This is a genomic window from Pseudomonas sp. BNK-7 (genome assembly GCF_048072025.1).
Taxonomy (GTDB): domain Bacteria; phylum Pseudomonadota; class Gammaproteobacteria; order Pseudomonadales; family Pseudomonadaceae; genus Aquipseudomonas; species Aquipseudomonas danubii.
Genome location: NZ_CP182252.1, coordinates 4,617,949 through 4,644,131, shown reverse-complemented (window position 1 = coordinate 4,644,131; position 26,183 = coordinate 4,617,949). Strand labels below are relative to the sequence as shown.

Genomic DNA, 26,183 nt, shown 5'->3' with positions numbered 1-26,183 from the left:
TTCAAGATCAGAATTTGCGTAGAGCGTCGAGCGTTGTCAGGTTGCAGTCCAAAACACCGTTGCTCGGCCCGTTGTTTCTGAGCACCACATTGAGTTGAGTCAGGTTGTTGACCAGGTTGCTGTTACCCATCAACTGGGTGTTCTGCAACAGATTGCCCTGGGCCACTTGCTGCAGGGCGCTGCCCTGATTGCCGTTGGCCTGTATCGCCATCTGGATACCGCCATTGAGGGCCGATACCGCCACGCTACCGGCGGCGTTGCTGCCGGTGATGGTCTGGCCGCTCATCAAGGCCTGGCCGGCCCCAGCGGCCAAGGCGGGCGCCTGGTTGGCCTCTGTGACATTGATGCTGATGTTGTTGTAGGCAGAATTGCCATCCCCGGCGGCTCTCACGCTCTGGGTCACGCCCTGGCCACTGGCCAGGCCTGCACCACCGATCACATTGCCGGTGCCTGGGGGCGGCGTGGTGCCGTCACCGGTCTGGGTGATGGTGGAGACGTAGAACTCCGGTTTGATGGTGGCTTGCTGGATCTGCAGCGAGGTGGTCGCGCCGATCAGGTCACCGCTGGCGTTGCGCCAGGTACTGCTCATGACGATGCCGAAGCTGATAATCCGCCCCGGCATCACGTAACGGCCCCGTAACTGCGATAATTCCTGATCCTGGATAAGTTCGGGCTTGAAACCAGCATGGGCTGGAAGAGCTGCTGCCAGGCAAGCGGCGGCCAGCCAGTATGAAGTCTTCATCTGCTTGCTGCTCCCGGAGCGTCCTGCCCCTTTATGATTGTTCGGGCTCCTAGAAGAAGTCGCTCTGAATGAAACCGAAGTCCATCAGGTCCGAGTCTTTGACCGGGTAGAATCCATCGAGCTTGTTTTTCGCGGTCAGCGGGGCAGGCGGGTCGAGCAAGGCGTTGGTCTTGTCGTAGCCGGGACCGATGATGGCGAACACGATTCCATTCCAGCCTTTGACGAAATCTTCATGGGTGTAACGCTTGTGACCCAACACCGGATCACCGATGTAGACCCAGCCTTTCTGGGCGCGCTGCATCACCACGAAGTGCTTGTAGCCGCGAATGTCCATCAGTACCACCACCGGAATGGTCACCGCTTCGAGCTTGTCGGGCGGAATCCGGTAGCCTCGGGCGCGCATGCCGATGCTTTCCACGTAGCGCTTCATATCGAGCATGGAGAAGCCCTGGGTGCGGACCAGATTCTGATCCGAATTGACCAGCATGCCCTTGATGACGTGCTCCTCATCGACATCAAGCCAGTAGGCCTGGCGCAGAACGGTCGCCAGCGCGGCGGCGCCGCAACTGAAGTCGGTCTTCTGCTCGACGATGTCGCTGAACTTGCGTTCACGCACGCTCTGCACCTGTTTGAAGATCAGGTTGCCACCGGGCAGGCCGGCGACGGCCATCTGCGCAGCCTCAACGGGAACACAGAGACACAGCAGGAGGGAGAGGATCGCAGTACGCATGATCGTTACGCCTGAGTCGGACTGTGGAAAAGCCCCGTTTCCGGGGCTTTCGTTACGATCGCGATTACATGCAGGCTTTGCAGCCAGCGGCGATGGACAGCGAGTTGCTTTGTTGGTTGCCCACACCGGCCGAGACGTTGGCGCCACCGTTGCCGGAGAAGCCGTTCATCGAGTTGGTCATGCTGGCGTTGTTGACCACTGGGTTTTTCCAGCCGTCTTTGGTCAGCACTTGCTGGGTCCAGTAGCCAGCCAGTTCGATGGTGCCTTGTTCCTTGAAGGTGAATTTTTGATCGTCGTTGTCGTGGCCACCACCGCGGTTGTTGTTGCCATAGCCGCCGCCGTGATGATCGTCGCCTTCGATCTTGCCGCTGCCGGTGCCTTTATAGGTGCCGTAGGCCACGAAGCCGCCCGAGAGGGTGTCTTTTTTGTAGGCCTGGACGCCTTTGTTGTCTACGACCAGATTGGTCGAGGACTGGTTGGCCGCCGCTGCTGCGGTTGCCACGCGGCCGCCGGACACGGCGATGGCCAGGTTGTTTTTCTGTTGGTTGAAGTTGCCGGCGGTGACGTTGATGCCGATGTTGCCGGAACCGTTGTTGCCGGAGTTGTTCAACACAGCGTTGTTCTGTGTCGAAGAGTTTTTCACATGGTTGTTGCTATTGATCTGGGTGGCGCTGGAAGCCGCCACGGCGCTGCCGAAGATGAAGCTTTCGTCAGCGGTTGCCAGAGCAGCGGCGTTGTCTTGTTGGTTGCCGTCACCGGCGGCGACGTTGGCGCCCATGTTGCCGTTGGAGTTGTTGAGGGAGCTGTCCATCTTGGCGTTGTTGTTGGTGCCCTGGTTTTTCACCACGTTGGAGGTGCTGGTCTGCACGTCGATCACTGCAGCACCGGCCCCGGCGGTGATTTGCAGCAGAGTGCCGAGGTCTGGACCTCTATCATGATCGTCATGGCCATTGCCATGACCGCCGTTGTGACCGTTGTTATTTCCACCTGCCTGGGCGGCCATTGCCATGACTGCGGCCAGTGCGAAAACCAGTGGTTTGAGAGCCATTGTAGGTTTCATGGTGTTTCTCCGGTGCTTATTAGTTGGTTAAGTGTTGGTACTTTCTAATTGCACTACGAGGGGTCAATCTGCGACCCGTATGCTCAGGGTGTTAGCCATTCGGTTCCCCACCCCGGCACTCTGGTTCACCTGAATCACTCCACGGCTGCCGGTGAAGGCCTGGTCGCTGGTAACGACCTGGCGGCTGCCTTGTTGAGCGCCAGTTGCTCCCGAGTTTGGTAACAGCGCCACGTTCTGTTGGGACAGGGCGCTGTCGTCAATGCTTTGCGGATTGGCGCTGATGCTGATCCGCAGGGCATTGGCCATCTGGTTGTTGGCCCCGGCCGACTGGTTCACGCCCAGTGCGCCGCTGCCGTTGCTGAAAGAGTTGCCGCCGATGGTGCTACTGGTATTGACCGAGCGGTCGGCTGGCGTGGTGATGCGTTGGTTGACGCTGGTGGTGGCCGTGGCGTTGGTGCCGATGGCAATGGCCCGCACGTTGGTCTGTTGTTGCTGGTCGCCGGCGGCCTGGTTGACGTTGAAGTTGCCTGTGTAGCCGGTGCCGGAGTTCTGGATGCTGGAGGTGGCGGCGGCTTGATTGGCGGAGTCGGCCATGGCCCCGGAGCAGGCGAGCAAGGCAAGGAACAGGACTGAGTGATTCATCTTATTGGCCCCCGATATTTTTCAAGGGAGCCATGCCGGTGTTGATGCTCCGATTGATCGAGCCGGAAATACTGGCCCCGGCACCGCCACCATGACCCACTGCCATGCCTGGCAGGCCATGGCCATTGCTATTGCTCAGGACATTCATCCCCGGTACACCGCTGTTGCCGGACAGCACGGTGCCGCGGATCAGCGCGCCAGTCCTGATGCCGGCGAAATCGCCATCGGTCATTTCATTGCCGGTCATCTGATTGACCAACGCCGAAGGGTTGGTATTGACCGAAACCGGATTGGGGTCTTTCTGCAGAGGCGCACGGCCAATGGGCTGTGCCTGTAAGGTGCGCTGGATGATGATCTCGCCATTGCCCGCCGCCAGAACCGGAAGACTGGACACCGCGCTGACGGCACAACCGATCAGCAGTAGGCGGGTGAAACTTTTGTTCAGAGTCCCCACGGCGGTATTCCTTCTTCTCAGTGCTGGCCCTAGTCAGCGTTGAGAGGGAGAGAGCAGAAGCCGTGCCGCTTTTGATTTCTTGCGAAGAATCAATGGGTTGGGAAAATGCTGGGGGGAAAGGGCGCAGCAGGTGTTTCAGGATTGAGACAGGCGCCACCGACGGCCATTGGCCATAAGCGGGACAATGCTCTGGAACAAGGGTTGCTGCGAGGGTGTATCAGTGGCGCAACAGTTTCGCCGACAGTGGGCGCCGCCCCCGAAAATGGCGGCCTGATCGCCAGGGGAGTGTTTCAGGAATGGACACTCTGCGGGGTGGCGCGCACCTGCGGCGGGATCAGTCCAGCAGCAGTTGCCGAACCAGGGCGAAGGCTTGCTGCCGGCGCTCCTGCCAATCGCCGCGAATGACCCGATAAGGCTGCGCGTGCAGGTCCAGCCACTGCTGCGTGGCGTCGAAGAAAGCCTGACGCTGCGCCAGTTGCGGCTGGCAGCGCTGACCGTCGTCGCTCCAGGCCACATCCTCCGGGGACAGCAGCAGGTGCAGGTGGTAATGCCGGGCCAGCAACTGGGTTTCCAGCCACGGCGGGCAGTCGCCGAACAGGGTCCGGCTCCACAGCAGGTTGCTCAGCAGGTGGGTGTCGAGAATCAGCAGGGCGGGTTGCCGGGCCCGGGCCTGGTCTTCCCAGGCCAACTGGCCACGGGCGATCTCGGGGATGTCCGCCAGGCAGGTATCGCGGCACTCCTGCTCGATGAAGTGGCGCACGTACTCACCCACCTGGATGCCGCCGAAGTGCGCTTGCAGCTCGGCCGCCAGCCAGCTTTTGCCACTGGACTCGGGGCCGGTCAGCACCAGTACCTTCAAGGCTGCAACGCCGGGTCGGCGCGCCAGGTGCGCCAGCCCTGGACCGCCAGCAGGGTGAACAGGGCGTAGAGGGCCGCGGTCAGGTACAGCTCCTTGTAGATGAACAGACCCACGAAGATCACATCCACGGCGATCCACAGCGGCCAGCATTGCACGCGCTTCTGCGCCATCCACCATTGGGCTACCAGGCTGAAGGCGGTCAGGGCGGCGTCGAGCCAGGGTTGCGCGGCATCGGTCCAGTGGGCCATGGCCGCTCCCAGCATCAGGCTGCCCAGTGCGCCGAGGGCCAGGCCCTGGAGCAAGCCGACGGGCTGCAACTGGCTGACCGGGCGCCCCTGATGCTGGTCGCCGCCACGGGTCCACTGCCACCAGCCATAGAGCTGCAGCACGGCGTAGACCACCTGCAACAGCATGTCGGAATAGAGCTTGACCTCGTAGAAGATCCAGCTGTAGAGCAACACCATGACCAGGCCGATGGGCCAGCACCAGGGATTCTGTTTAACCGTCAGCCAGACGGCGATGACGCCTAGCGCAGCGGCAAACAGTTCAAGCCCGGACATGGCGGTTCCTTGGGGAAGTGGAGGAGGGGGCGGATTGTACCCAGTCTGGGCCTTGGGCGTCAGCCCGGGGCCCAGACCCTGAAGTGACTCAGACGCGGAACTGACGCAGCAGGCCATTGAGCTGTTCCGACAGCTCCTTGAGGTGGCGGCTGGCGGCGCTGGAGTGCTGGGCCGCCAGAGCGGTGCCCTGGGACAGGCCTGCCGCCTGGCCGACATTGTGGTTGATGTCTTCCACCACATGGGCCTGTTGCAGGGTGGCGCTGGCAATCGAGGCGTTCAGGCCGTTGAGGGTCCGCAGTGCCTGGCCGATGGCATTGAGGCTGGTACCGGCCAGGCCTGCCTGCTCGATGGTCAACTGCGACGCGCGGCTGCTGTCGCCAATCACCTTGACCGCCGCTTCCGAGTGATTCTGCAAGCGCTCGATCATGCCCTGGATTTCTGCGGTCGATTGCTGGGTGCGCTGGGCCAGCAGGCGCACCTCGTCGGCCACCACGGCAAAACCCCGACCCTGTTCCCCGGCCCGGGCCGCCTCGATGGCGGCGTTCAGGGCCAGCAGGTTGGTCTGTTCGGCAATGGAGCGGATCACTTCCAGTACAGTGCCGATCTGGGTGCTTTCTGCCGCCAGGGTGCGAATCACTTCCACCGCCTGATCGATGGTGCTCGACAGCTGATCGATCTGCTGCAGGCTGCCGTCGATATTGACCTGGCCTTGCTGGGCCTGGGCTTCGGCCTCGCGCACTTCACTGGCGGCGTGCTCGGCATTCTTCGCAACATCCTGAACGCCACTGGTGACCTGACTGATGGCTGCGGCCACCTGTTCCATCTGCTGGGACTGTTGCTGGCTGCGCTCCTGGGCCTCGGCGGCATTGCTGCCCAGCTCGCTGGAGGACTGTTCCAGGGCCGCGGCGCTGGTCTGCAACTGCGTCACGACCCCACGCAATTTGGCGGTGAAACCGTTGAAGTGTCGGGCCAGCTCGGTGACTTCATCCTGGCCATGGGTATCCAGGCTGCGGGTCAGGTCGCTTTCGCCGCTGGCGATATTGGCCATGGCGTGAACGGTCTCGCGCAGCGGGCTGACGATGCTGCGCACGATCAGCACCACCAGGCCCGCCATCAGCAGGGCAATCACCAGGCCGACAGAGGAGGCCCGCAGTACCTGGGCATAGAACTCCTGTTGCAGGTCATCGATGTAGATCCCGGAGCCGATGATCCAGCCCCAGGGCTGGAACAGCTGGATATAGGAGGTCTTCTGCACCGGCTGCTCGGCCCCGGGCTTGGGCCAGCGGTAGTCCACCATGCCGGCGCCCTTGGACTTGGCCAGGGCCACCATTTCGTTGAACACTTCGAAGCCGTCCGGGTCCTTGACTGCCGCCAGGTTCTGTCCGTCGAGCTTGGGGTTGGCCGGGTGCATGATCATGACCGGCGCCAGATCGTTGATCCAGAAGTAGTCGTTCTGGTTGTAGCGCAGCCCGCGAATCACCTGCAGCGCCTGTTTCTGCGCCTGTTCGCGGCTCATGCTGCCGGCGGCTTCCAGGCCCTGGTAGTAAGTGAGCACGCCGGCGGCGGTCTGCACCACGTGCTGGGTCTTCTGCGCCTTGGCCTGGTACAGGTCGCCATGAATCTGCTTGAGCATCATCACGCCCAGGGTCACCAGGGTCAGCACCGCCACGATCAGGATCAGCCACAAACGCTGACTGATGGACATCTTGCGTAAGCTATTCATCATCCGGTCACTCCAGATTCTTGTTCTTGTCATAAAAGGCCGTGAGCATCCAAGCACGCCTGCCTTCGAGCGCCAACCCTACGGAAGTCCAATAACACCACAGGCGCATTTTGCGCCTGTCTGTTAGGATTTCGGCGCCTTCACGCAAAACCTGAACCTTTCTGAATTTTTCACAGAATTTTCATAGGTTTGTGTTGATCTTATGGGCGCCGAAAACTCGGCTACGCTCGTCGCAGCAATGGCTTTGAATACTTAAAAAAGAGGCATGCCTGGAGCATCGCCTTATGGGGGATTGATGGATTTTTGGACCGCCGCGCAGGCATTGATACTTGGGATTGTCGAAGGCCTGACCGAGTTTTTACCCATCAGCAGTACCGGGCACCAGATCATCGTCGCCGACTTGCTCGACTTCGGGGGCGAGCGGGCGATGGCCTTCAACATCATCATTCAACTGGGGGCGATTCTTGCGGTTGTCTGGGAATTTCGGCGCAAGATCTTCGATGTGGTGCTGGGCTTGCCCACCCAACCCAAGGCCCAGCGCTTCACCGTCAACCTGCTGATCGCTTTCCTGCCAGCGGTGGTGCTGGGGGTGATCTTCGCCGACCTGATTCACGCTTACCTGTTCAACCCCATCACCGTGGCTTCGGCCCTGGTGGTTGGCGGCATCATCATGTTGTGGGCCGAGCGCCGGCAGCATCAGGTACATGCCGAGACGGTGGACGACATTACCTGGAAGGACGCGCTCAAGGTCGGTTGCGCCCAATGCCTGGCAATGATCCCGGGGACCTCGCGTTCCGGCTCGACCATCATTGGCGGGCTGCTGTTCGGCCTGTCGCGCAAGACCGCCACCGAGTTCTCGTTCTTCCTGGCGATGCCCACCATGGTGGGGGCCGCGGTGTACTCCGGCTACAAGTACCGCGACCTGTTCCAGCCGGATGATTTTCCGGTGTTCGCCATCGGCTTCGTCACGGCCTTCATCTTTGCCATGATCGCGGTCAAGGGCCTGCTGAAGTTCATTGCCAGCCACAGCTATGCGGCGTTTGCCTGGTACCGTATTGCCTTCGGCCTGCTGATCCTGGCGACCTGGCAGTTCGGTTGGGTCGACTGGACGGCAGTTAAGCCGTGACGACGGGCCGCAGCGAACCGCGCGCCGGCAGTGGCGCGCACATCCACAATCTGAAGCTCAAGTTGCTGGTAGGGGGCCTGCTGTGCGCACTGCCGTTGTTCGGCTCGTTATCCCTGTGGTGGCGAGCAATCTCGATCATCCCCCTGGTCGCCTATGGCGCCGTCAGCCTGTTGACCTTCCTGCTGTACTGGCACGACAAGCGCCGGGCCAGGGCCCAGGGGCAGCGCACGCCGGAGAAGGTCCTGCACGCTCTGGAGCTGGCCGGTGGCTGGCCCGGTGCCTTGCTGGCTCAGCAACTGTTGCGGCACAAGACCCGCAAGGTGTCCTATCAGACGCTGTTCTGGCTGATCGTGGCCTTGCATCAGGTCTATTGGATTGATCGGTTGTTCCTGGAAAGCGGCCTGCTGAGCCTGTTCTAGAGCAGCAGGCCGACCTGGGTGCGCTTGGGCAGCTTGCTCACCACCAATTGATGGGACGCTTGCAGCAGGGCCTTGAGTTCATCGGCCCCCAGCGGGTAGGGGCTGTGCATGATGATCCAGTGAGCCCGGGCCAGGTAGGGCGCCGGGGCAATGCCCGGACGGTCGACATGGCCAAGAAACAGTTCCCGGTCGACCTTGAAGGCCAGGGACTCACCCCGCAGGTTCTGCAACGCAAACATCTTGTTGCCGGCAATCGAGAACACCCGCACGCCGCCCCATTTGTAGTCTTCCCGCGCGCCTGGCAGGCCCAGACAGAATTGCGCCACTTGCTCTTCATTCAGGGTTGCAGCTTTCACAGGGCACGTTCTCCACAACGTTCGAAGGATTCACTCAGGTGTTCGATCCAGGCCCGCACGGCCGGCAGCACACCACGGCGGTGAGGATACACCGCTTGCAGCCAGCCGCCGGGCAGTGACCATTGGGGGAGCAGTTGCACCAGCTGACCGCTGGCCAGTTCGGCCTCGCAGTACAGCATCGGCAGCACGGTGCAGCCCAGGCCGGCGAGGGCGCAGGCGCGACGGACGATGAAGTCATCGATGCCCAGGCGCGCTTCCAGGGCCAGGTCGCAGGCGTTGCCCTGTTGATCCAGCAGCCGCAGGTGTACCAGCCGGTCGGCCTCCAGGGCGCCGAGTATGGGCAGGTGCCTCAGGTCTTGCGGGTGGGTCACCGGGTTGTCCCGCAGGAAGGCCGGGGAGGCGACCATCGCCGTCTGCGCCGGGCGCAGGCGCCGGGTGACCAACAAAGGGTCTTCGTCGCCTTGCTCGCGTACTCGCAGGGCCACATCTATGCCTTCGGTCACCAGGTCGACACGGCGGTTGAGCAACAGCATCTCCAGCTGCACCTGCGGGTATTTCTCCAGAAAGCTGCTCACCAGTGGCGTCAGCAATTCATGGGCCAGGCCCACCGGGCTCGACACCCGCAGGCGTCCCCGAGGCTCGCTGGCCATGCTGGCCACGGCTTCGTCGGCCATCTCCGCTTCCAGCAACATGGCCTGGCAATGGCGCAGGTAGCGCTCGCCCACAGCGGTGAGCTTGAGCTGCCGGGTCGTGCGCTGCAGCAGCCGGGCCTTGAGGCGCTCCTCCAGTTCGGCGATGCGCCGCGACAGACGCGACTTGGGAATGCCCAATTGGCGCCCGGCGGCGGCGAAGCCACCGGCTTCCACCACTTTGGCGAAGTAATAGAGATCGTTGAGGTCTTGCATGGGGAAAGGCTCGATTGTCCTATTGGTAGGACGAACTATCGCATTTATGCCGACTAATCAGTTATTGAATTCATCTGTAGGATTGCCAGCATCCGATCGCCCAGCGGCGGTCCTCACTTGGAGATCCCACATGAAACTCTTGCATATCGATTCCAGCATCCTGGGTGACAACTCGGCGTCCCGCCAACTGAGCCACGCCGTGGTCCAGGCCTGGAAAACCGCCCAGCCTGACCTGGCAGTGACCTATCGCGACCTGGCCGGCGATGCCATCAGCCACTTCTCCGCTGCGACCCTGGTGGCCGCCGGCACCGCCGCCGAGCTGCGTGATGCGGCGCAAAAGCACGAAGCCGAACTCAGCGCCCAGGCCCTGGCCGAATTCCAGGCCGCCGACGCGTTGGTGATCGCGGCGCCCATGTACAACTTCACCATCCCGACCCAGCTCAAGGCCTGGATCGACCGCATCGCCGTGGCCGGCCAGACCTTCCGCTACACCGAAGCCGGCCCGCAAGGCCTGTGCGGCGGCAAGAAGGTCTTGGTGGTCTCCACCTCCGGCGGCTTGCACGTCGGCCAGGCCACTGGGGCGGCTCATGAGGACTACCTCAAGGTGCTGTTCGGCTTCCTCGGTATCACCGATATCGAATTCGTTCGCGCTCACGGCCTGGGGTACGGTGAAGACGTGCGCAACAAAGCCATGAGCGACGCCCAGGCGCAGATCAGCGAGCAGCTTTTCGCCGCGGCGTAAGGCTTGTGTAAAGACGCTTTCCGGCACGGCAAGCGCCACTAGACTCCGTATTCTGATGACTGCTTGAAGTGATCAGAATGCGGAGTTTTTTTGTGGGCGTTTCCAGTGTTGCTGGCCCAGGTTATGCAGGTTTTTCGAGGCCGGGAGTCGTGCTCCCTGGCGGTGCATTCGCATTGATGGGCCAATCTGGCTTCAAGGCCTTGGCAGCAAGGGATGGCAGGGGTAACGGGCTTTCTCGATCCGGCGGCAAAGGTGGGCGTGTGATGAAACGTGTTTGTGCAGTGTTACTGATGTACCTGCTCGGCAGCCCGATTTCAGTGCAGGCCGCTCCTGCGCCCCACCCGCACTGGAGCGTCGGCTTCCATGAAATGAGTTTTCTCGATCCCCTGGACCGGCAGCCGATGCGCGCCATTGCCTTTTACCCGTCCACCGGCATCGAGCACCCCAGTTTGGTCGAGGGGTATCAGATCGCCGCATCCCGGGATGCCAAGGTCGCCATCGGCCGCTTTCCGATGCTGATGCTGTCCCACGGCAATACCGGTACACCCCTGGCCCTGCACGACCTGGCGACGTCCCTGGCACGCAAGGGTTTTGTCGTGGTGGCGGTGATTCATCCCGGTGACAACTCCAAGGACCACAGCCGCCTGGGCACCTTGAGCAACCTCTACGGACGGCCGATCCAGATTTCCGAAGCCATAACCGCCACCCTTGGCGACCCCATGCTGTCGCCCTTCGTCAATGCCGATCAGGTCGGGGTCATCGGTTATTCCGCCGGCGGCGAGACCGCCTTGATCCTGTCCGGCGCCACGCCTGACCTGGACCGCCTGCGGCGTTACTGCCAGGAACGTCCCGATGATCGCGATGCCTGCAATACCCAGGGCGAACTGATTGTCGACCGCGAGGATCTGCAGCCAGTGGCCGACCCGCGGGTGCATGCACTGATGCTGATGGCGCCCCTGAGCCTGAAATTCGGTCGCCAGACCCTGGCCGGGGTGCATGTGCCCGTGCTGCTCTACAGCGGCGATGGCGACCAGCTGGTGGCCCTGGACAAGAATGCCGCGGCCCTGGCGCGCAAGCTGCCCGTGGCCCCGGACTTCAAGCTGCTGGCCGGTGCCGGGCACTTCGTGTTCATGGCGCCGTGCAGCGCCGAGCAGTTGGCGGCCATGCCGGCCCTGTGCACCGATGCCGACGGCGTCGACCGCGAGGATATCCATCGCAACCTGATTGCCGAGGCCGGCAGGTTCTTCACCCATACCCTGGGCCGGCCGAGCCGGGCAGGGATGCAGACTGCCGACCAGTAACTCAGGCACCGGCCCGACGCTTGAGCAGCAGCGTCAGTCCCAGGCCGGTGATCGAGAGCAGGGCGGCGCAGAAGAAAATCCACGAATACCCCAGGTTCAGGGCCACCGCGCCCATCAAGGGACCGGCGATGGCCAGGGCCAGATCGAAAAACACCGCATAGGCACTCAAACCGGCACCGCGGCTGCTGTTGGGCACTTGCTTGATGGCTTCCACCCCCAGCGCCGGGTACACCAGCGACAAGCCGAAGCCGGTGAGCCCGGCGCCAATCAGCGCCCAGGCCGTGGACGGCGCCAGCCAGAGCAGGGTCAGCCCCAGGGTCTCGACGCACATGCAGGCAATGGCCGAGCGAAAGCCGCCAAAGCGGCTGATGCTGGAGATGAACAGCAACCGCGAGCAGATGAAGCACACCCCGAACACCGTCAGGCAATAGGCGGCGCCGGTCCAGCCGCGGCTCAGGTAGAACAAGGTAATGAAGGTGGTCAGGGTGCCATAGCCGATGGAGGCCAGGCTGAGGCTGGCGCCGAAGGGGGCAATGCGCCCGAAGACCGCCCAGAACGGCAGGCGCTCGCCGCGAATCACCGGCACCGAGGGTTTGTTGCGAATCAGCAGCAGGGCCAGCACCGCCAGAACCGACAGGGCGATGCCCAGGCTGGTGAAACCGTATTGCTCAACCATCACCACTCCCAACGGCGCGCCGATGGCAATGGCGCCGTAGGAGGCAATGCCGTTCCAGGAAATCGAGCGGGCCGTGTGTTCCGCGCCCACCTGGCCCATGCACCAGCTGATGGTGCCGACCCCGATCAAGCCCTGGGCCACGCCCAGCAGCAGGCGTGCGCCCAACAGCACGGCAAGGCTCAGCAGTGGCCAGTGTTCCAGCCACACTGAAATCAGGGTCAAAAGCCCGCTGAGGAGAATCCCCAGCAAGCCGTAGATGATCGAGCGCTTGGTGCCCACGGTGTCCGACATGCGCCCGGCCATGGGCCGGCTGAGCAGGGTGGCCAGGTATTGCGCGCCGATGGTCAGCCCGGCAATCACCGCGCTGAAGCCCAGCTGTTCGTGGACGTAGCCCGGCAGCACGGCGATTGGCAGGCCGATGCAGAGGAAGGCGATAAAGGTATAGAAGACGATGGAGACGATCTGCAGGGTGATCGCCATGGAGCTTTGAGCGGAGGTCTGTGGCTCGGGCATGAAGGCTCGTTCGCGGGCGGCGGTTAGAGAGCCGCATCATCGCGTGCCGCGATCATAAAAGGAAGCAGGCTAACTATCTTTCCCCAACGCCTCGCAGACCGCTGATGTGCAAGGCCTGAAGGCTGCTTCGCCGATAAGCCCAGCGGCGCTGCGAGCCCTGCAAGCGCGGGCTTACCGGCGAACACGCTGATCGATAGTGCACAAGGTTCGAAGGTTTCTGCACCGGCCAGCGAGGCCCAAATGAAAAAGCCCCGTCACACTGGACGGGGCTCTTTTCTGGTCGCTTGACGCTCGCTGCCGCTTTAGAACATCACGCCCTGGCTGCGCAGGTAGTCGTCGTAGGTGCCGCTGAAGTCGGTCACGCCGCTTGGGCTCAACTCGATGATGCGGGTGGCCAGGGACGAGACGAACTCACGGTCGTGGCTGACGAAGATCAGGGTGCCCGGGTAGTTTTCCAGGGCCAGGTTCAAGGCCTCGATGGATTCCATGTCCAAGTGGTTGGTCGGTTCGTCCATCACCAGCACGTTGGGCTTTTGCAGGATCAGCTTGCCGAACAGCATGCGGCCTTGCTCACCACCGGAAATCACCTTCACCGACTTGAGGATCTCGTCGTTGGAGAACAGCATGCGGCCCAGGGTGCCACGGATCATCTGCTCGCCCTGGGTCCACTGGCCCATCCAGTCGAACAGGCTGACGTCGTCTTCGAAGTCATGGGCGTGGTCCTGGGCGTAGTAGCCGATTTCCGCGCTTTCAGTCCACTTGACGGTACCGGCGTCCGGGGTCAGCTCGCCCACCAGGGTGCGCAGCAGGGTGGTCTTGCCGATACCGTTGGGGCCGATGATCGCCACGCGCTCGCCGGCTTCGACGGTGAAGCTGAAGTTCTGGAACAGGGTCTTGCCATCGAAACCCTTGGACATGCGCTCCAGGGTCACCGCCTGGCGGTGCAGCTTCTTGGTCTGTTCGAAGCGGATGAACGGGCTGACCCGGCTCGACGGCTTGACTTCGGCCAGCTGGATCTTGTCGATCTGCTTGGCCCGGGACGTGGCCTGCTTGGCTTTCGAGGCGTTGGCCGAGAAGCGGCTGACGAAGGTCTGCAGTTCGGCGATCTGGGCTTTCTTCTTGGCGTTGTCCGACAGCAGCTGCTCGCGGGACTGGGTCGCGGCGATCATGTACTCGTCGTAGTTGCCCGGGAACAGGCGCAGCTCGCCGTAGTCCAGGTCGGCCATGTGGGTGCAGACGCTGTTGAGGAAGTGCCGGTCGTGGGAAATGATGATCATGGTGCTGTTACGCGCCGTGAGAATGTTTTCCAGCCAGCGGATGGTGTTGATGTCCAGGTGGTTGGTCGGTTCGTCCAGCAGCAGCACTTCCGGATCGGAGAACAGCGCCTGGGCCAGCAGCACCCGCAGTTTCCAGCCTGGAGCGACTTCGGTCATCGGGCCGAAATGCTGTTCCAGGGGAATGCCCAGGCCCAGCAGCAGCTCACCGGCGCGGGATTCGGCGGTGTAGCCGTCCATCTCGGCGAATTCGGTTTCCAGCTCGGCCACGGCCATGCCGTCTTCTTCGGTCATTTCCGGCAGCGAGTAGATGCGGTCGCGCTCGGCCTTGACCTTCCACAGCTCTTCGTGACCCATGATCACGGTGTCGATCACGGTGAATTCTTCGTAGGCGAACTGGTCCTGGCGCAGTTTACCCAGGCGCACGTTGGGCTCCAGCATGACCTGGCCGCCGGACGGCTCGAGGTCGCCACCGAGGATTTTCATGAAGGTCGACTTGCCGCAACCGTTGGCGCCGATCAGGCCGTAACGGTTGCCACCGTTGAACTTGACCGAAACGTTCTCGAACAGTGGCTTGGCGCCGAACTGCATGGTGATGTTAGCTGTGGAGATCAATTACTTACCTACCAATGATTTAGCGCCAGCCTTGAATCCACGAAGCGCGATCTGGAGCCTTCCAGGTCGGGCCGGTCTGGGTGTGGAACTGAGCCAGCGGGCGTACGTCGAGCGCAACATTCCGGCGACGGGGCCGGGTTGCTGAGCGAAGAGTGCGGGGTGCATGTTGGAATTTGTGCGCATTGTCGCATATGTAACCGAGCAGTTGTATGACGCTCGGGTAGGGATTTTCGCCGCAATGGCCGATGTTCAACTGCCGTTAAGTGCAACCCGGGCCTGAGCCAACGCGTGCATGAACCGCTGCAAGTGTGCGGCGGCCTCAGTGGGGGCGGCCTGAAGCAGGCAGTGAGGGCCGTCGATGTCCACCAGCCGGGCGTCGTTGCGCAGTTGCCGGATCAGGATGGATGCCGAGGCCGGCACCAGCCGGTCGTGGCGGGCCTGGAGGTACAGCAGCGGTACCTCCGTGGCCACCAGGGCCTGGCTTGCATCCACTGCAATCACTGACTGCAACCGGGCCCGCAGTACTTGGGGCGTTACCTGGGCGATGGCTGCCGCCAGGGCGCTGCGCAGGGAGGCGGTGGAAAAACCGCCGAGCAACAAGGCATCCATCGGCCAGAACGGCAGGTGTCGCAAGGGCAGCAGCTTGAGCAACGGTGACAGCGGCGCCAGTGCCGAACGCGGATTGCGCACAAAACTGCAGCACAGCACCAGCCCCAGCATGGCGCTGGGTCGTCGGGCGGCGATGCTGACGGCCACCGGCCCGGAAAACGACTCGCCCAGCAACACGAAAGCACGGTCCAGCGGCAGTTGTTGCCATACCTGCTCTACCAGGGCGGGGTAGTCCAGCACCTGATCGGTGGGATAACGCAGCACCTGCACCGCTAGGTTCGGGGGCAGGGCGTGGAGCAGGGGGGCGAACAGGCTGCCGGTGCCATCCATTCCAGGCAGCAGGACCAGGATCGGGAGCGGTGTGGGGTCGATCAATTCAGCGATCCTTGCTGGGTACAAAGAAAAAAAGCGCCCGGCAGGATACCTCGGGAGTCCGGCCAACACAGCTCGTTTGTGCTGGCCAGAGGGCTGGAGGGCATTTTATTGAGCTGAAGCAAAACCTGGCGCAATACAGGCAAATCTCGACAGAAGTCGCGCAGCTTTTCACAAATTTGAGTTAACCATTGGTTACAAACTGTGGCTAAAATGCGACCCGACGGCCGGACGCCGAGGGTCGGATCGACGACGAAGATGTTCGCCGATTGCGCTTTTTTCAACTCAGACGCTGCCATTTGCCTTTGGCCCTTCGGGCTTTCAGGGGCGCAGCATGCTCTCTTCTGAAGTGTGACAATTTCCGTGAAACTCATCATTGCCGCTGTATACGTTTTATCCATTGCGTACGTACACCTGCGGGGGCGCGTGCGCCACAAGCTGGGTCGCCAACTGAGTGATCACTCCACCTTCCTGGCCCCCATCAACTGCTTCCTTTATCTGTTCTCCAAGTTTCCCAACCGGCCCTACCTGGACCCGGCCGACTTTCCCGAGATGAACAAGCTGCAGGAACACTGGGAGGAGATTCGTGCCGAGGGCCAGAACCTGTTGCAGGCCGGTGAGATCAAGCGCTCGGATCAGTACAACGATGTGGGTTTCAACTCGTTCTTCAAGACCGGCTGGAAACGCTTCTATCTGAAGTGGTACGGCGACAGCCACCCTTCGGCGATGAAGCTGTGCCCGCGCACCACCGAGCTAGTGCAGAGCATCGGCTCGATCAAGGCAGCGATGTTTGCCGAGCTGCCTCCGGGCTCCAAGCTGGTGCGTCACCGCGATCCTTATGCCGGTTCCTATCGCTACCATCTGGGGCTGTCCACGCCGAACAACGAAGGCTGCTACATCGAGGTCGATGGCGAGCGCTATCACTGGCGCGATGGCGAAGCGGTAATGTTCGACGAGACCTACATCCACTACGCGGAAAACACCACCGATCAGAACCGCATCATTCTGTTCTGCGACGTGGAGCGGCCGATGAAGTATCGCTGGGCTGCGGCGTTCAACGGCTGGTTCAGTCGCACGGTGATGTCCGCTGCCGGTTCGCCCAACGATGCCGGGGACAAGACCGGTGGCCTGAACCGTGCCTTCAACAAGCTGTACAAGATCCGCCTGCGGGGCAAGGAACTGAAGAAGCGCAACCGCACCCGTTACTACCTGGAAAAGTGGGCGATCTTCGCCGCACTGCTGTTGCTGTTCATCTATATCTGATGGGCCATCCGCCTTCTGCACAGCGGTAACGCGGCGCCGCCAATGGCGGGCCGCGGATACCGGGTGTTACATGTTCTGCAGGAATATTTAATTAACAAAGCCGAACCCTGGGCGTAGCGTGGAATCGAATTCGATACCTTGTCGCTCTTCAGGAGGCTTGTCATGAACAGTCTGGCCCGCAGGTTTGCCACATTCATCGCGCTGAGTTGGGCCAGTGGCGCCGTTTGGGCCGCCGCTCCTGAACCGCTCCCATCCCCGCACTTGCCCAGCACTCTGCTGCTGGCGCAGAACCTGCCCAACAGTGGCAACAACGATCCCTACAGCAACCCCATTCGCCGGGCCAATCCCAACAGCATGCAGGGCACCCAGCCCATCAGTCCGCCTGTGCGCGGCCCTGGCACCGCCCCCAGCGTCCGGCGGCCCACCCTGGAGAACGGCGGTATCGGCAACGGTTATCCCCGGGGCGGCGTGCAGCGACCCAACCCCGATCCCCGAGTGCAAAGCCCCCGAGCCAACGATCCGAACAACCGGCGCTAAGATGCCGGTGTGCTGCGTTGTCGGCGCCGCCTGCCTGGGGGCGCGAGGGAATTTCTTGATCCACAGAAGGAAGCGAGCATGTTGCGTAAAACCCTTTTCGCCACCTTGTGCGCCAGCGTCCTGCTGGGCAGCGCGTTGCCGGTCTCGGCGGCGGGCGAACAGTCGTTTCCCAGCGAGCAGGGCACTCTGAGCCTGACGCCGCTGGTGCAAGGTTTGAACCACCCCTGGGCCCTGGCCTTCCTGCCGGATCGCCAAGGCATGCTGGTCACCGAGCGTCCCGGCAGCCTGCGGCTGGTGAGCCCGGACGGCAAGCTTTCGGCCCCCTTGAACGGGGTGCCCAAGGTCTGGGCCAATGGCCAGGGCGGCTTACTGGACGTAGCGCTGTCGCCGGACTTCAAGCAGGACCGCCTGGTGTATCTGTCCTACGCCGAAGGCGGTGGCGAGAACGGCACAGCCGGCACTGCGGTCGGCCGGGGCCGATTGGCCGACGACCTCAGCGGGCTCAAGGACTTCAAGGTGATCTTCCGCCAGGAGCCGAAGCTGTCCACCGGCAACCACTTCGGTTCTCGCCTGGTGTTCGACCGCGATGGCTACCTGTTCATCACCCTGGGCGAGAACAACAACCGGGCCACCGCCCAGGACCTGGACAAACTCCAGGGCAAGATCGTGCGCCTGTACGCCGATGGCCGGGTGCCGGACGACAACCCCTTTGTCGGCCAGCCCGGGGTGCGTCCGGAGATCTGGAGCTACGGCCACCGCAATCCACAGGGCGCGACGCTCAACCCCTGGAGCGGCACCTTGTGGGAGAACGAGCACGGACCCAAGGGCGGTGACGAGATCAACCTCATCGAACGGGCCAAGAACTACGGCTGGCCCCTGGCGACTCACGGGGTCAACTACTCCGGCCAGCCGATTCCCGAGGCCGGCGGCCAGACAGCACCAGGCACCGTGGGCCCTCATCATGTCTGGGAGAAGTCTCCCGGCATCAGCGGCATGGCGTTCTATGACGGTGATCGCTTCAAACCCTGGCAGCACAACCTGTTCATCGGCGCCCTGGCCAGCCGCGAACTGATCCGCCTGCAATTTGACGGTGACCGTGTCACCCATGAAGAGCGCCTGCTGGGCGAGCTCAATGCGCGCATCCGAGACGTGCGCCAGGGCCCGGACGGTTATCTCTACATCCTCACCGACGAGGATCAGGGCGGCCTGTACAAGGTTGGCCTGGAATAATCCGCGCCATCCCCATCCCCATCCCCATCCCCGAGCCAGCTCGCTGCTGTAGCGGGCTCGCCAGCCAAGGGGGCGGCGCGGACAAGTCGGCAAGTCGGCTCCTACGCTTGGGCGCGCGTGGAGAGGATGACGGCGGCCCGCAGTTTGCTGCTGCCGAAGCTGCACATTTTGTCGAACTCGCTGTGGCTGACCGGCAGGTGCTGGCAGTCCATCGGCTGGCGATGCTGGCTATGGTCGACATCCGGGTCATGCAGGTAGACAAAGTCCTCGTCGCAATCGGTGACTATCACCCAATGGGGCGCCTTGGAGCGGGTCAGGCGATAGCTGCTGATCAGCACCAGGGGCTGGCCGCCCGCACTCAATAACCTCGGCAGGTCCAGAGGGCCACCCAGTACCTGTTGCACATCGCTGGCATCCAGCTCCTTGCAGAACTCGTCGTGGACCAGGCGCATGACGTCTTTTTTATGCTCGTCGCGCACGCCGCTGAGAAACAACGGCCCGGCGCTGTTGACCTGCAGGCGCACGCCAAAGCCGCGGCGCCAGGCGGACAGCGCCAGGCCCTGGGGGCTGCAGCCGCCATGGCCGGCGGTCATGAATACGGTGGTGGCTTCACGCCAGATCTGCAGTTCCTCTCGGCGCTCCAGGGGCCGCGATGGCTGCAGGGCGGCCATGGCCATCAGCAAACAGGCCGGACCGCAGGTGAAGTCGGTGGTCTGCTGGTAGTAGGGCACGCGGATGCTGCGGGTCTCACGGTGCTGGAGAATGCGTTTCTCCAGGCGCAAAGCGTCGGCGTGGTCTTCGTAGTAGTCGTGGATGCGGGCAAAACGCCGGTAGCCATAGCGTTCATACAGGGCAATCGCGGCCGGGTTGTCGGTGCGCACTTCCAGGCGCAGATAGGCGCAGTCGTGTTCCAGGGCACAGGCCTCGATCCGTTGCAGCAGGCGCCGACCCAGGCCCAGACCCCGGGCGTCTTCGGCAATGGCGATGGAATACAGCCGCGCCAGCGAGGTGCCGCGATGAAACAGCACCACGGCATAGCCCAGCAATCGCGCCTGATGCTCGGCCACCAGCAGTTGCCCGTGGGCGCGGCTGATCATCCATTGGAAGCTGCGTGGAGTCAGCCGGTCGCTGGTGAAACATTGCTGTTCCAGGGCCACCAGCGCCGGCAGATCGTCGGGGGTTGCAGTGCGAAAGACAAGATCCATATAACCGCCGTAAAAGTTGCGTAACGAAACGAGACTTCGAAAAAAGTTCGTGCTTAATAGAAAGGGTCAGGTTCTTAAGCGAGAGCGAACTTTATGTCAGCGGTACAAGGTCATTGGCGAGAAGTATCCGAGCAAAGTTTGCCGGCGACAATCACTTCGGCAAGTTATTTTTCCCCCGGGGATAAAGCTTCAAGTCAGGTGATTATCATTGTCGAACGCAAGGAAGACTGGGCTTCCTACTTTCCCAGTGAAGATATTCTCACGGCCCAGGAGTACCTCGAGCAGAGCCGCGAACGTGCTCCGGGAAAACGGGTTCAGGTGATCAACCTGTGCCGCAGCTACAAGTACCTGGGACACGGCTACTACTGCTCGCTGCTGGCTGAAGCCCGCGGCCACCGGGTGATTCCATCGGTACGGACCATCAGTGAACTGACCCGCAAGGCCCTCTATGGATTGGCCCTGGACGACCTGGACAAGGCCCTGGAAAAAGCCCTGAGCAATCACCTCTACAGTGATACCGAAGGTTTTACCCTGACGCTGTATTTTGGCCGGACCCATATCGAGCCCTTGCAGGAACTGGCTCGTCAGTTGTTCGAGCTGTTTCCATGTCCGATCTTGTTAGTTGATTTCAAAAGAACTAACACATGGCGTATCGAAGGTGTGAAGTCCGGTGCCTTGCATAAGTTGCGAGAGGATCAGGAAGATCAATTTGCCAACTCCCTGGACAGTTTCAGTCGCAAGGTCTGGCGTATTCCACGCTCAAGGCAGTTGGCCCGTTATGACCTGGCGATACTTCACGATCCCCAAGAAGTCCTGCCGCCTTCCAATGCCCGGGCGCTGGAAAGCTTCATCCGGGTTGGCAAGGGGCTGGGCATCGATGTGGAGTTGATCGAGAAGAAGGATTACTCCCGTCTTGCCGAATACGATGCGTTGCTGATTCGCGAAACCACCAGCGTCGACAACCACACCTATCGTTTTGCCAAGAAGGCCGAGAGTGAAGGGCTGGTGGTGATGGATGACCCCACCTCGATCCTGCGCTGCACCAACAAGGTCTATCTCACTGACCTGCTCAAGGGCCATCACTTGGGGATGCCCGCCACCGAGATCCTCTACAAGGAGCGACCGGAAGACTTCGAACGGGTCGGCGAACGCCTGGGCTTTCCCCTGGTGCTGAAGATTCCTGATGGCTGTTTCTCGCGAGGCGTGATCAAGGTCGAAAGCCAGCAGGCCTTGCTGGCGGCCACCGCCGAACTGTTCGAGCACTCGGTGCTGCTGCTGGCCCAGGAGTTCTTCTACACCGAGTACGACTGGCGCATTGGCGTGCTCAACCGCAAGCCGATCTTTGCCTGCCAGTACTTCATGTCCAAGGGCCACTGGCAGATCTACAACCACAAGGCCAAGGGCCAGGACATCAACGGCGAGTGCCGCACCCTGGCGGTACACGAGGCGCCGCGGGCCGTGGTGGAGCTGGCAGTGAAGACCGCCAACCTGATCGGCGACGGTCTGTACGGGGTCGATCTCAAGCAGTCCGGCGACAAGGTGGTGGTGATCGAGGTCAACGACAACCCCAATCTCGACGCCGGTATCGAGGACGCCTACCTGCAGGACGACCTGTATTCCCTGGTACTGGAGGAGTTCGTGCGCCGCCTGGAGCTCAAGCGTCGCGGCCAGGCCTGGTGAGGCGGCGATGATCCACAGCTATCGACTGGCCCATGGCGGCCTGCAAGCCGTCCCGGAACTGGATGCCCAGGTCATGCTGTTCAGCAACCCGGACCTGGCAGAGCGTGATTTGCTGCACAGTGCCTTCAAGCTCGATGAGCACGCCCTGGCCTCGGCGCTGGACCCGGACGAGGTGTCGCGCATCGAGTTTCATCCCGATTACCTGTTCCTGATCTGGAAGCGCCCGGAAAACTATTCCGGCGGCGGCAGCCTGTCCTTCGAGGTGTCGTCCTGCGGCCTGCTGTTTTCTGCGGACCGGTTGCTGGTGATCGCTCCCGACGATACGCCGCTCCAAGGGCTGGGTGCGCGGCACAACCTGCACAGCCCGCTGGATGTGCTGCTGGACCTGCTGTTCAACAACATCCATCACTACCTGGGCCACCTCAAGGTGATCAAGCTGGTGGCCCGGGAGCTGCAGCACAAGTTCAACAGCTCGATGGAAAACCGCCACCTGATGCAGATGTTCAATCTCAGCGAGAGCCTGATCTATTACCTCAATGCCTTGCACAGCAACGGCGCGCTATTGACCCGCCTGCGCAATCACGCCGAGAAGGAGCAGTTCGGCAGCCAGGCCATCGGCCTGATCGACGACCTGATCATCGAGAACAACCAGTGTTACAAGCAGGCGGAGATCTACTCCACGGTGTTCGCCGGGCTGATGGATGCCCGGGGCAACCTGATGAACAACAGCACCAACCAGTTGCTGCGCAAACTGACCCTGATCAACGTGGTGTTCCTGCCGCTGAACCTGATTGCCAGCATCGGCGGCATGTCCGAATTCAGCATGATGACCGCAGGCACGCCGTGGTGGATCGCCTACTCGCTGTTGCTGCTGGCCATGTTGCTGGCCGCTGGGGCCATGTCCCTGGGGCTGCGCCGGCTCACCGGCCATGGCGACAAGGTCGTGTGAGCCTTATGGCGCTTGCAGGGTCAGCACTTCGAAGCCGTCGCGGGTCACCGCCACCGTGTGTTCCCACTGGGCGGAAAGGCCATGGTCGCGGGTGACCACGGTCCAGCCGTCCTTGAGCCCGCGGACCCGGGCACTGCCCTGGTTGAGCATGGGTTCGATGGTGAAGACCATGCCTTCGCGCAGTTCCAGGCCGGTGCCCGGGCGGCCGAAGTGCAGGATCTGCGGTTCTTCGTGCATCTGCCGGCCAATGCCGTGGCCGCAGTATTCGCGGACCACGCTGTAACCCCTGGCTTCGGCATGAGACTGGATGGCATGACCGATATCGCCGAGGCGAGCGCCCGGACGCACCACCTTGATTGCCGCCCACATGGCCTCGAAGGTGGTGTCGACCAGGCGTTGAGCCTTGGGGCCGACCTGGCCGATCAGGTACATCTTGCTGGCATCGGCGATGTAGCCGTGCTTCTCCAGGGTGATATCGATGTTGACGATATCCCCGTCCTTGAGCACCGCCTTGGGGTGAGGCATGCCGTGGCACACCACTTCGTTGATCGAGGTGTTGATGCAGTAGGGGTAGTTGTACTGACCCTTGCTCGCCGGGCGTGCCTTGAGCTCGTGGCGGATGAAATGTTCCACCGCGCTGTCCAGCTCCAGGGTGGACAGGCCGGCGGCGACAAAACCGTCGAGAAAGTCGAACACCTGGGCCAGCAGGCGCCCGGATTCGCGCATCAGCGCCAGTTGTTCCGGGGTCTTGATCAGGGCCTGGGTCATGGGCGCCCCCTGAGCAGGTCGGGTTTGTTCAGCAGCAGTTTGTTGATCAGGTCGTTGTAGGCCAGGTGTGGGTTGAGCTCGGCCAAGAGACCGATCTTGATCCAGAATTCGGCCTGGGCGTTGATCGAGCGGTCCATGGCGGCGCTGGCGACGCGGATCTGCTGGTGCAGTTCATCGGAGATTTTGACGATACCCATGTTGATAGGGGGCTCTCTTGAGGGAATATATGAATCGTATATGTTTCGTATAGTCAGCCGCAAGCGGGGAGCAGGTGGGGGAGATGTGTTGCTGTGCGTGAGCCTCGCAGAAATGCGTTGACCGCCAGGGGCTGGCGCGGTTAGTTTCCGGTCCATGACTTTTTCTGCCCATCGTTCCCAGCCAAGCATTATTACCGCCATTCCTGATTGGCGGGCTTGCTGACGACTGCACCCAACCCGCCCTGGAGGCGGGTTTTTTCTCTCTGTCTCCCGGGCTCCGAACACAGCCAGGAGATCCATCATGCATTGCCCCAGCCGTCTTGCCAGCACGCCCCAGCCCAGCGCCGACATGGCCCTGCTGGAACGCTATGTGAAGATGATCCTCGCCGCGCCGGTCTACGACCTGGCGATCTGCACGCCGCTGCAGGCGGCGCCCGCCTTGTCGCAGCGGCTGGGCAACCAGATCCTGCTCAAGCGCGAAGACCTGCAGCCGACCTTTTCCTTCAAGATCCGCGGCGCCTATAACCGTCTGGCCCAGCTCACCGCCGAGCAACGGCAGCGCGGGGTGGTCACCGCGTCCGCCGGCAATCATGCCCAGGGGGTGGCCCTGGCCGCGCGGGAGTTGGGGATCAAGGCCAGCATCGTCATGCCCGACAGCACTCCTGAGCTCAAGGTATTGGGCGTCAGCAGTCGTGGCGCCGAGGCGATCCTGCATGGCGAAAGCTTTCCCTCTGCCCTGGCCCACGCCCTGAGCCTGGCCCAGCGCACTGGGGGCACCTTTGTTTCGCCTTTCGATGACCCCCATGTGATTGCCGGCCAAGGCACCGTGGCCATGGAGATCCTGCGCCAGCAACAGGGGGCGCTGGACGCGATCTTCGTCCCGGTGGGCGGTGGTGGGTTGATCGCCGGGATCGCCGCCTACGTCAAATACCTGCGGCCGGAGATCCGTATCGTGGGTGTCGAATCCGAGCATTCCAATTGCCTGCAACAGGCGCTCGCCGCGGGGGAACGGGTGGTATTGCCCCGGGTCGGGACCTTTGCCGACGGCGTTGCAGTGGCGCAGATCGGCGAGCATGGCTTCCAGATCTGCCGCCATCATGTGGATCAGGTGATCAGCGTCAGCAACGACCAGTTGTGCGCCGCAATCAAGGACATCTACGACGACACCCGCTCCATCACCGAGCCGTCGGGCGCCCTGGCGGTGGCCGGGATCAAGGAATACGTAGCCCGCAGCGGCAGCAGCGGCCAGACCCTGGTGGCCATCGACTCCGGCGCCAACATCAATTTCGACAGCCTGCGCCACGTCGTCGAACGCGCCGCCTTGAGCAGCCTCCCGATGTAGGCGCGAGCTTGCCAACGAAGATGCCGGCCAGGGCGACATCCGCCTTTAAGGCCTCTTCGCCGGCAAGCGGAACGCCGCCCGGCTGGTTCTCAGGAGAGCAGCGGGCGCAGGAAGCTGCGCTCGTAACTGAGGATGAATTTTTTCTTCATCACCGACGCCACCAGGGCCACGCTGTCCGGATCGCTCAGAGCGCTCTGGCGGTAGGCTTCGTAATCGGCCAGGGACGGGAAGCTGAACAGGCAATAGGCAATGTTACTGGCCCCTTCCGAGGGCAGGAAATAGCCATGATGGGTGCCGCCCAAACGCCTGACCACAGCGATCCAGGCTTTGGAATAGGCTTCGAACTCGGCCAGTTGGTAGGGATCGATCACGTATTTGACATGGCAGGTAATCAAGGAGGGAACTCCGGGCGAGGGCAAGGATCAGCGTTGTATCAGGTGTGACTCTTCGAGCGGGCCACGCTGTTGAGCAAGGCTGGCACAACGACCCGGGCATTCTGCGGGGCGGCAAACCAACAGCGCAACCGCCTGCCATTCCCGGCGTTAAAGTCAAAACCCCTGGTACTGAGAGCGAAATCGAATTTAGCAAGATCGCCAAAGCCGCTTACTCTGTACTCTGGCTTCGTCTGTCAGGACAAAACGGACCTGAGCCAGAATCGCTAGCGAACATGGACGTCGCGGCCAGCAGGCATTCGCCCAATCATTGGTCGTGTTGAATAAAAGGAGAGCGTCAGCATGTTTTTATCTGCCCTGGAACTGCGCAACATCATTGAGAGCAGCTTTCTGCCCAAACGCTGCCAATGCACCCTGAGCCCGGACCTGTCGATGACGGTCAAGGTCTATGGCGACCATGAAACCGACCGGGTCGAGCTGGTGGTCAGCGGTATCGACGCTGCGCAGCTCAATGGCTGCCGGGAAATCAACGAACTGATCGCCGAATTGCGCTACGACCTGGCCAATGCCCCGGGCGGGCTGTCTGGCCTCAAGCGCAGGGCCCATTGAGCGCGGTCCCCTGACAACGCTCACCAGCGCGTGCCGCTCTGGCCAGGGCACGGCGCATCAGTTTTCGTACATGCAGGCGTGGGCGTGCTTCTGGTAGGAGATTTCCGCCAGTTCTCCAGCCTTGTTGATGTAGCGCATATTGGCGGTCACGACCTCACAGCGGCTGGTCGGCGGCTCGGTCATGGAGATGACCTTGGCGACGTCCAGGCGCATGCCGTACTCATAGGGCACCACCTCGACATTGACATCCGAGGCCTGGGCCAGGCCGCTGAATCCGCACAGGGCCAGGGCGGCCAGGGCAAAGCGCTTGGGTGTGTTCATACTGGTTCTCCA

Annotated in this window: 29 protein-coding genes and 1 pseudogene; 11 read left to right on the top strand and 19 right to left on the bottom strand. The window is 62.1% G+C overall.

The features are described 5' to 3' along the window. Nucleotides 1–7: 7 nt before the first annotated feature. The 8 genes from ACMGF8_RS21075 to ACMGF8_RS21040 form a co-directional block, all read right to left on the bottom strand. Nucleotides 8–742 carry a hypothetical protein gene (locus ACMGF8_RS21075; protein WP_102863505.1) on the bottom strand — a complete coding sequence of 245 codons (735 nt, stop codon included), beginning with the start codon at nucleotides 740–742 and terminating at the stop codon, nucleotides 8–10. Between the two features lie 49 nt (nucleotides 743–791). Then, nucleotides 792–1,472 carry a C39 family peptidase gene (locus ACMGF8_RS21070; RefSeq protein WP_102863506.1) on the bottom strand — a complete coding sequence of 227 codons (681 nt, stop codon included), beginning with the start codon at nucleotides 1,470–1,472 and terminating at the stop codon, nucleotides 792–794. 64 nt (nucleotides 1,473–1,536) lie between these two features. After that, nucleotides 1,537–2,532, bottom strand: a complete 996-nt coding sequence (locus tag ACMGF8_RS21065; RefSeq protein ID WP_305949763.1) for a heme utilization protein — start codon at nucleotides 2,530–2,532, stop codon at nucleotides 1,537–1,539. Nucleotides 2,533–2,595: 63 nt separating this feature from the next. Further along, a complete protein-coding gene (locus ACMGF8_RS21060) occupies nucleotides 2,596–3,174 on the bottom strand; it encodes an adhesin (RefSeq protein ID WP_102863508.1) in 579 nt (192 codons plus the stop codon). 1 nt (nucleotide 3,175) lies between these two features. Further along, complete coding sequence (locus ACMGF8_RS21055; RefSeq protein WP_250330558.1) at nucleotides 3,176–3,628, bottom strand: hypothetical protein; 453 nt, start codon at nucleotides 3,626–3,628, stop codon at nucleotides 3,176–3,178. Between the two features lie 334 nt (nucleotides 3,629–3,962). Continuing rightward, the gene (locus tag ACMGF8_RS21050; protein WP_102863510.1) at nucleotides 3,963–4,487 is read right to left on the bottom strand and encodes an AAA family ATPase; all 525 of its coding nucleotides are present in this window, start codon (nucleotides 4,485–4,487) and stop codon (nucleotides 3,963–3,965) included. Continuing rightward, nucleotides 4,484–5,047 carry a nicotinamide riboside transporter PnuC gene (pnuC, locus tag ACMGF8_RS21045; protein ID WP_207165895.1) on the bottom strand — a complete coding sequence of 188 codons (564 nt, stop codon included), beginning with the start codon at nucleotides 5,045–5,047 and terminating at the stop codon, nucleotides 4,484–4,486. Before pnuC ends, ACMGF8_RS21050 begins: the two co-directional genes overlap by 4 nt. An 88-nt stretch (nucleotides 5,048–5,135) precedes the next feature. Continuing rightward, nucleotides 5,136–6,770 carry a methyl-accepting chemotaxis protein gene (locus ACMGF8_RS21040; RefSeq protein WP_102863587.1) on the bottom strand — a complete coding sequence of 545 codons (1,635 nt, stop codon included), beginning with the start codon at nucleotides 6,768–6,770 and terminating at the stop codon, nucleotides 5,136–5,138. A gap of 295 nt (nucleotides 6,771–7,065) precedes the next feature. Here ACMGF8_RS21040 and ACMGF8_RS21035 point away from each other — a divergent pair, with 295 nt between their 5' ends. Further along, nucleotides 7,066–7,896, top strand: a complete 831-nt coding sequence (locus ACMGF8_RS21035) for an undecaprenyl-diphosphate phosphatase (RefSeq protein WP_115580093.1) — start codon at nucleotides 7,066–7,068, stop codon at nucleotides 7,894–7,896. Continuing rightward, on the top strand, nucleotides 7,893–8,315 hold the full coding sequence (locus ACMGF8_RS21030) for a DUF1294 domain-containing protein (protein WP_115580092.1): 423 nt from the start codon (nucleotides 7,893–7,895) through the stop codon (nucleotides 8,313–8,315). Before ACMGF8_RS21035 ends, ACMGF8_RS21030 begins: the two co-directional genes overlap by 4 nt. Here the strand turns inward: ACMGF8_RS21030 and ACMGF8_RS21025 are convergent. Both ACMGF8_RS21025 and ACMGF8_RS21020 read right to left on the bottom strand, forming a co-directional pair. Beyond that, nucleotides 8,312–8,656 carry an MmcQ/YjbR family DNA-binding protein gene (locus tag ACMGF8_RS21025; RefSeq protein ID WP_181433961.1) on the bottom strand — a complete coding sequence of 115 codons (345 nt, stop codon included), beginning with the start codon at nucleotides 8,654–8,656 and terminating at the stop codon, nucleotides 8,312–8,314. The two genes, ACMGF8_RS21030 and ACMGF8_RS21025, sit on opposite strands and share 4 nt — an antisense overlap. An 11-nt stretch (nucleotides 8,657–8,667) precedes the next feature. Further along, entirely contained in the window at nucleotides 8,668–9,576 is a 909-nt protein-coding gene (locus tag ACMGF8_RS21020; protein ID WP_102863515.1) for a LysR substrate-binding domain-containing protein, read from the bottom strand. Nucleotides 9,577–9,706: 130 nt separating this feature from the next. Between ACMGF8_RS21020 and ACMGF8_RS21015 the strand changes: the two genes are divergently transcribed. Together ACMGF8_RS21015 and ACMGF8_RS21010 are read left to right on the top strand one after the other, a co-directional pair. Further along, on the top strand, nucleotides 9,707–10,318 hold the full coding sequence (locus ACMGF8_RS21015) for an FMN-dependent NADH-azoreductase (RefSeq protein WP_102863516.1): 612 nt from the start codon (nucleotides 9,707–9,709) through the stop codon (nucleotides 10,316–10,318). A gap of 263 nt (nucleotides 10,319–10,581) precedes the next feature. Next, a complete protein-coding gene (locus ACMGF8_RS21010; RefSeq protein ID WP_102863517.1) occupies nucleotides 10,582–11,619 on the top strand; it encodes an alpha/beta hydrolase family protein in 1,038 nt (345 codons plus the stop codon). 1 nt (nucleotide 11,620) lies between these two features. Here ACMGF8_RS21010 and ACMGF8_RS21005 read toward each other — a convergent pair whose 3' ends face one another. The 4 genes from ACMGF8_RS21005 to ACMGF8_RS20990 all read right to left on the bottom strand — a co-directional run bounded on the left by ACMGF8_RS21005 (nucleotide 11,621) and on the right by ACMGF8_RS20990 (nucleotide 16,079). Continuing rightward, entirely contained in the window at nucleotides 11,621–12,808 is a 1,188-nt protein-coding gene (locus ACMGF8_RS21005; RefSeq protein ID WP_060839364.1) for an MFS transporter, read from the bottom strand. Nucleotides 12,809–13,110: 302 nt separating this feature from the next. Beyond that, the gene (locus tag ACMGF8_RS21000) at nucleotides 13,111–14,697 is read right to left on the bottom strand and encodes an ABC-F family ATPase (protein WP_102863518.1); all 1,587 of its coding nucleotides are present in this window, start codon (nucleotides 14,695–14,697) and stop codon (nucleotides 13,111–13,113) included. A gap of 249 nt (nucleotides 14,698–14,946) precedes the next feature. Next, nucleotides 14,947–15,681 carry an alpha/beta fold hydrolase gene (locus ACMGF8_RS20995; RefSeq protein WP_416757041.1) on the bottom strand — a complete coding sequence of 245 codons (735 nt, stop codon included), beginning with the start codon at nucleotides 15,679–15,681 and terminating at the stop codon, nucleotides 14,947–14,949. Continuing rightward, nucleotides 15,678–16,079, bottom strand: coding sequence for a hypothetical protein (locus tag ACMGF8_RS20990; protein ID WP_207168127.1), 402 nt, complete (start codon nucleotides 16,077–16,079; stop codon nucleotides 15,678–15,680). Before ACMGF8_RS20990 ends, ACMGF8_RS20995 begins: the two co-directional genes overlap by 4 nt. Between ACMGF8_RS20990 and lpxO the strand changes: the two genes are divergently transcribed. The 3 genes from lpxO (at nucleotide 16,042) to ACMGF8_RS20975 (ending at nucleotide 18,708) form a co-directional block, all read left to right on the top strand. Then, nucleotides 16,042–16,941: a lipid A hydroxylase LpxO gene (lpxO, locus tag ACMGF8_RS20985; RefSeq protein ID WP_102863520.1), complete on the top strand. Its 900-nt coding sequence runs from the start codon at nucleotides 16,042–16,044 to the stop codon at nucleotides 16,939–16,941. The genes ACMGF8_RS20990 and lpxO overlap by 38 nt on opposite strands. A 162-nt stretch (nucleotides 16,942–17,103) precedes the next feature. Continuing rightward, nucleotides 17,104–17,478, top strand: coding sequence for a hypothetical protein (locus ACMGF8_RS20980; RefSeq protein WP_207165864.1), 375 nt, complete (start codon nucleotides 17,104–17,106; stop codon nucleotides 17,476–17,478). A 78-nt stretch (nucleotides 17,479–17,556) separates the two neighbouring features. Continuing rightward, a complete protein-coding gene (locus ACMGF8_RS20975; protein ID WP_207165863.1) occupies nucleotides 17,557–18,708 on the top strand; it encodes a PQQ-dependent sugar dehydrogenase in 1,152 nt (383 codons plus the stop codon). A gap of 101 nt (nucleotides 18,709–18,809) precedes the next feature. Here the strand turns inward: ACMGF8_RS20975 and rimI are convergent, their stop codons facing one another. Beyond that, a complete protein-coding gene (rimI, locus tag ACMGF8_RS20970; RefSeq protein ID WP_207165862.1) occupies nucleotides 18,810–19,913 on the bottom strand; it encodes a ribosomal protein S18-alanine N-acetyltransferase in 1,104 nt (367 codons plus the stop codon). A gap of 93 nt (nucleotides 19,914–20,006) precedes the next feature. Between rimI and ACMGF8_RS20965 the strand changes: the two genes are divergently transcribed. Both ACMGF8_RS20965 and ACMGF8_RS20960 read left to right on the top strand, forming a co-directional pair. Continuing rightward, nucleotides 20,007–21,593, top strand: coding sequence for a RimK family protein (locus ACMGF8_RS20965; protein ID WP_102863524.1), 1,587 nt, complete (start codon nucleotides 20,007–20,009; stop codon nucleotides 21,591–21,593). Nucleotides 21,594–21,600: 7 nt separating this feature from the next. Further along, nucleotides 21,601–22,542 (top strand): magnesium transporter CorA family protein, encoded by a 942-nt coding sequence (locus ACMGF8_RS20960; protein ID WP_102863525.1) that lies wholly within the window; start codon nucleotides 21,601–21,603, stop codon nucleotides 22,540–22,542. 3 nt (nucleotides 22,543–22,545) lie between these two features. Here ACMGF8_RS20960 and map read toward each other — a convergent pair whose 3' ends face one another. After that, entirely contained in the window at nucleotides 22,546–23,310 is a 765-nt protein-coding gene (gene map / locus ACMGF8_RS20955) for a type I methionyl aminopeptidase (protein WP_102863526.1), read from the bottom strand. Beyond that, nucleotides 23,307–23,507 carry a ParD-like family protein gene (locus ACMGF8_RS20950; RefSeq protein WP_102863527.1) on the bottom strand — a complete coding sequence of 67 codons (201 nt, stop codon included), beginning with the start codon at nucleotides 23,505–23,507 and terminating at the stop codon, nucleotides 23,307–23,309. The genes map and ACMGF8_RS20950 overlap by 4 nt, the downstream gene beginning before the upstream one ends. Before the next feature lie 301 nt (nucleotides 23,508–23,808). Between ACMGF8_RS20950 and ilvA the strand changes: the two are divergent. Then, a pseudogene (gene ilvA / locus ACMGF8_RS20945) lies at nucleotides 23,809–24,831 on the top strand (threonine ammonia-lyase, biosynthetic); the annotation flags it as partial. Between the two features lie 107 nt (nucleotides 24,832–24,938). Here the strand turns inward: ilvA and ACMGF8_RS20940 are convergent. Further along, the gene (locus tag ACMGF8_RS20940) at nucleotides 24,939–25,244 is read right to left on the bottom strand and encodes an NIPSNAP family protein (RefSeq protein ID WP_102863529.1); all 306 of its coding nucleotides are present in this window, start codon (nucleotides 25,242–25,244) and stop codon (nucleotides 24,939–24,941) included. Between the two features lie 339 nt (nucleotides 25,245–25,583). Here ACMGF8_RS20940 and ACMGF8_RS20935 point away from each other — a divergent pair, with 339 nt between their 5' ends. After that, nucleotides 25,584–25,850, top strand: coding sequence for a DUF1652 domain-containing protein (locus tag ACMGF8_RS20935; protein WP_102863530.1), 267 nt, complete (start codon nucleotides 25,584–25,586; stop codon nucleotides 25,848–25,850). Between the two features lie 57 nt (nucleotides 25,851–25,907). Here the strand turns inward: ACMGF8_RS20935 and ACMGF8_RS20930 are convergent, their stop codons facing one another. Beyond that, nucleotides 25,908–26,171, bottom strand: a complete 264-nt coding sequence (locus ACMGF8_RS20930; protein WP_102863531.1) for a DUF2790 domain-containing protein — start codon at nucleotides 26,169–26,171, stop codon at nucleotides 25,908–25,910. Nucleotides 26,172–26,183 lie beyond the last annotated feature (12 nt).

Excerpts from the sequence above, each read along its gene's own strand:
- ACMGF8_RS20965 (WP_102863524.1), top strand. The coding sequence starts at position 20,007 with ATGTCAGCGGTACAAGGTCATTGGCGAGAAGTATCCGAGCAAAGTTTG.
- ACMGF8_RS20950 (WP_102863527.1), bottom strand. The coding sequence starts at position 23,507 with ATGGGTATCGTCAAAATCTCCGATGAACTGCACCAGCAGATCCGCGTC.
- ACMGF8_RS21060 (WP_102863508.1), bottom strand. The coding sequence starts at position 3,174 with ATGAATCACTCAGTCCTGTTCCTTGCCTTGCTCGCCTGCTCCGGGGCC.
- pnuC (WP_207165895.1), bottom strand. The coding sequence starts at position 5,047 with ATGTCCGGGCTTGAACTGTTTGCCGCTGCGCTAGGCGTCATCGCCGTC.
- map (WP_102863526.1), bottom strand. The coding sequence starts at position 23,310 with ATGACCCAGGCCCTGATCAAGACCCCGGAACAACTGGCGCTGATGCGC.
- ACMGF8_RS21075 (WP_102863505.1), bottom strand. The coding sequence starts at position 742 with ATGAAGACTTCATACTGGCTGGCCGCCGCTTGCCTGGCAGCAGCTCTT.
- ACMGF8_RS21065 (WP_305949763.1), bottom strand. The coding sequence starts at position 2,532 with ATGAAACCTACAATGGCTCTCAAACCACTGGTTTTCGCACTGGCCGCA.
- ACMGF8_RS21005 (WP_060839364.1), bottom strand. The coding sequence starts at position 12,808 with ATGCCCGAGCCACAGACCTCCGCTCAAAGCTCCATGGCGATCACCCTG.
- ACMGF8_RS20980 (WP_207165864.1), top strand. The coding sequence starts at position 17,104 with ATGAACAGTCTGGCCCGCAGGTTTGCCACATTCATCGCGCTGAGTTGG.
- ACMGF8_RS21035 (WP_115580093.1), top strand. The coding sequence starts at position 7,066 with ATGGATTTTTGGACCGCCGCGCAGGCATTGATACTTGGGATTGTCGAA.
- ACMGF8_RS21070 (WP_102863506.1), bottom strand. The coding sequence starts at position 1,472 with ATGCGTACTGCGATCCTCTCCCTCCTGCTGTGTCTCTGTGTTCCCGTT.
- ACMGF8_RS20960 (WP_102863525.1), top strand. The coding sequence starts at position 21,601 with ATGATCCACAGCTATCGACTGGCCCATGGCGGCCTGCAAGCCGTCCCG.
- ACMGF8_RS20930 (WP_102863531.1), bottom strand. The coding sequence starts at position 26,171 with ATGAACACACCCAAGCGCTTTGCCCTGGCCGCCCTGGCCCTGTGCGGA.
- ACMGF8_RS21010 (WP_102863517.1), top strand. The coding sequence starts at position 10,582 with ATGAAACGTGTTTGTGCAGTGTTACTGATGTACCTGCTCGGCAGCCCG.
- ACMGF8_RS21020 (WP_102863515.1), bottom strand. The coding sequence starts at position 9,576 with ATGCAAGACCTCAACGATCTCTATTACTTCGCCAAAGTGGTGGAAGCC.
- rimI (WP_207165862.1), bottom strand. The coding sequence starts at position 19,913 with ATGGATCTTGTCTTTCGCACTGCAACCCCCGACGATCTGCCGGCGCTG.
- ACMGF8_RS20975 (WP_207165863.1), top strand. The coding sequence starts at position 17,557 with ATGTTGCGTAAAACCCTTTTCGCCACCTTGTGCGCCAGCGTCCTGCTG.
- ACMGF8_RS20935 (WP_102863530.1), top strand. The coding sequence starts at position 25,584 with ATGTTTTTATCTGCCCTGGAACTGCGCAACATCATTGAGAGCAGCTTT.
- ACMGF8_RS21040 (WP_102863587.1), bottom strand. The coding sequence starts at position 6,770 with ATGAATAGCTTACGCAAGATGTCCATCAGTCAGCGTTTGTGGCTGATC.
- ACMGF8_RS20990 (WP_207168127.1), bottom strand. The coding sequence starts at position 16,079 with ATGGATAAAACGTATACAGCGGCAATGATGAGTTTCACGGAAATTGTC.
- ACMGF8_RS21015 (WP_102863516.1), top strand. The coding sequence starts at position 9,707 with ATGAAACTCTTGCATATCGATTCCAGCATCCTGGGTGACAACTCGGCG.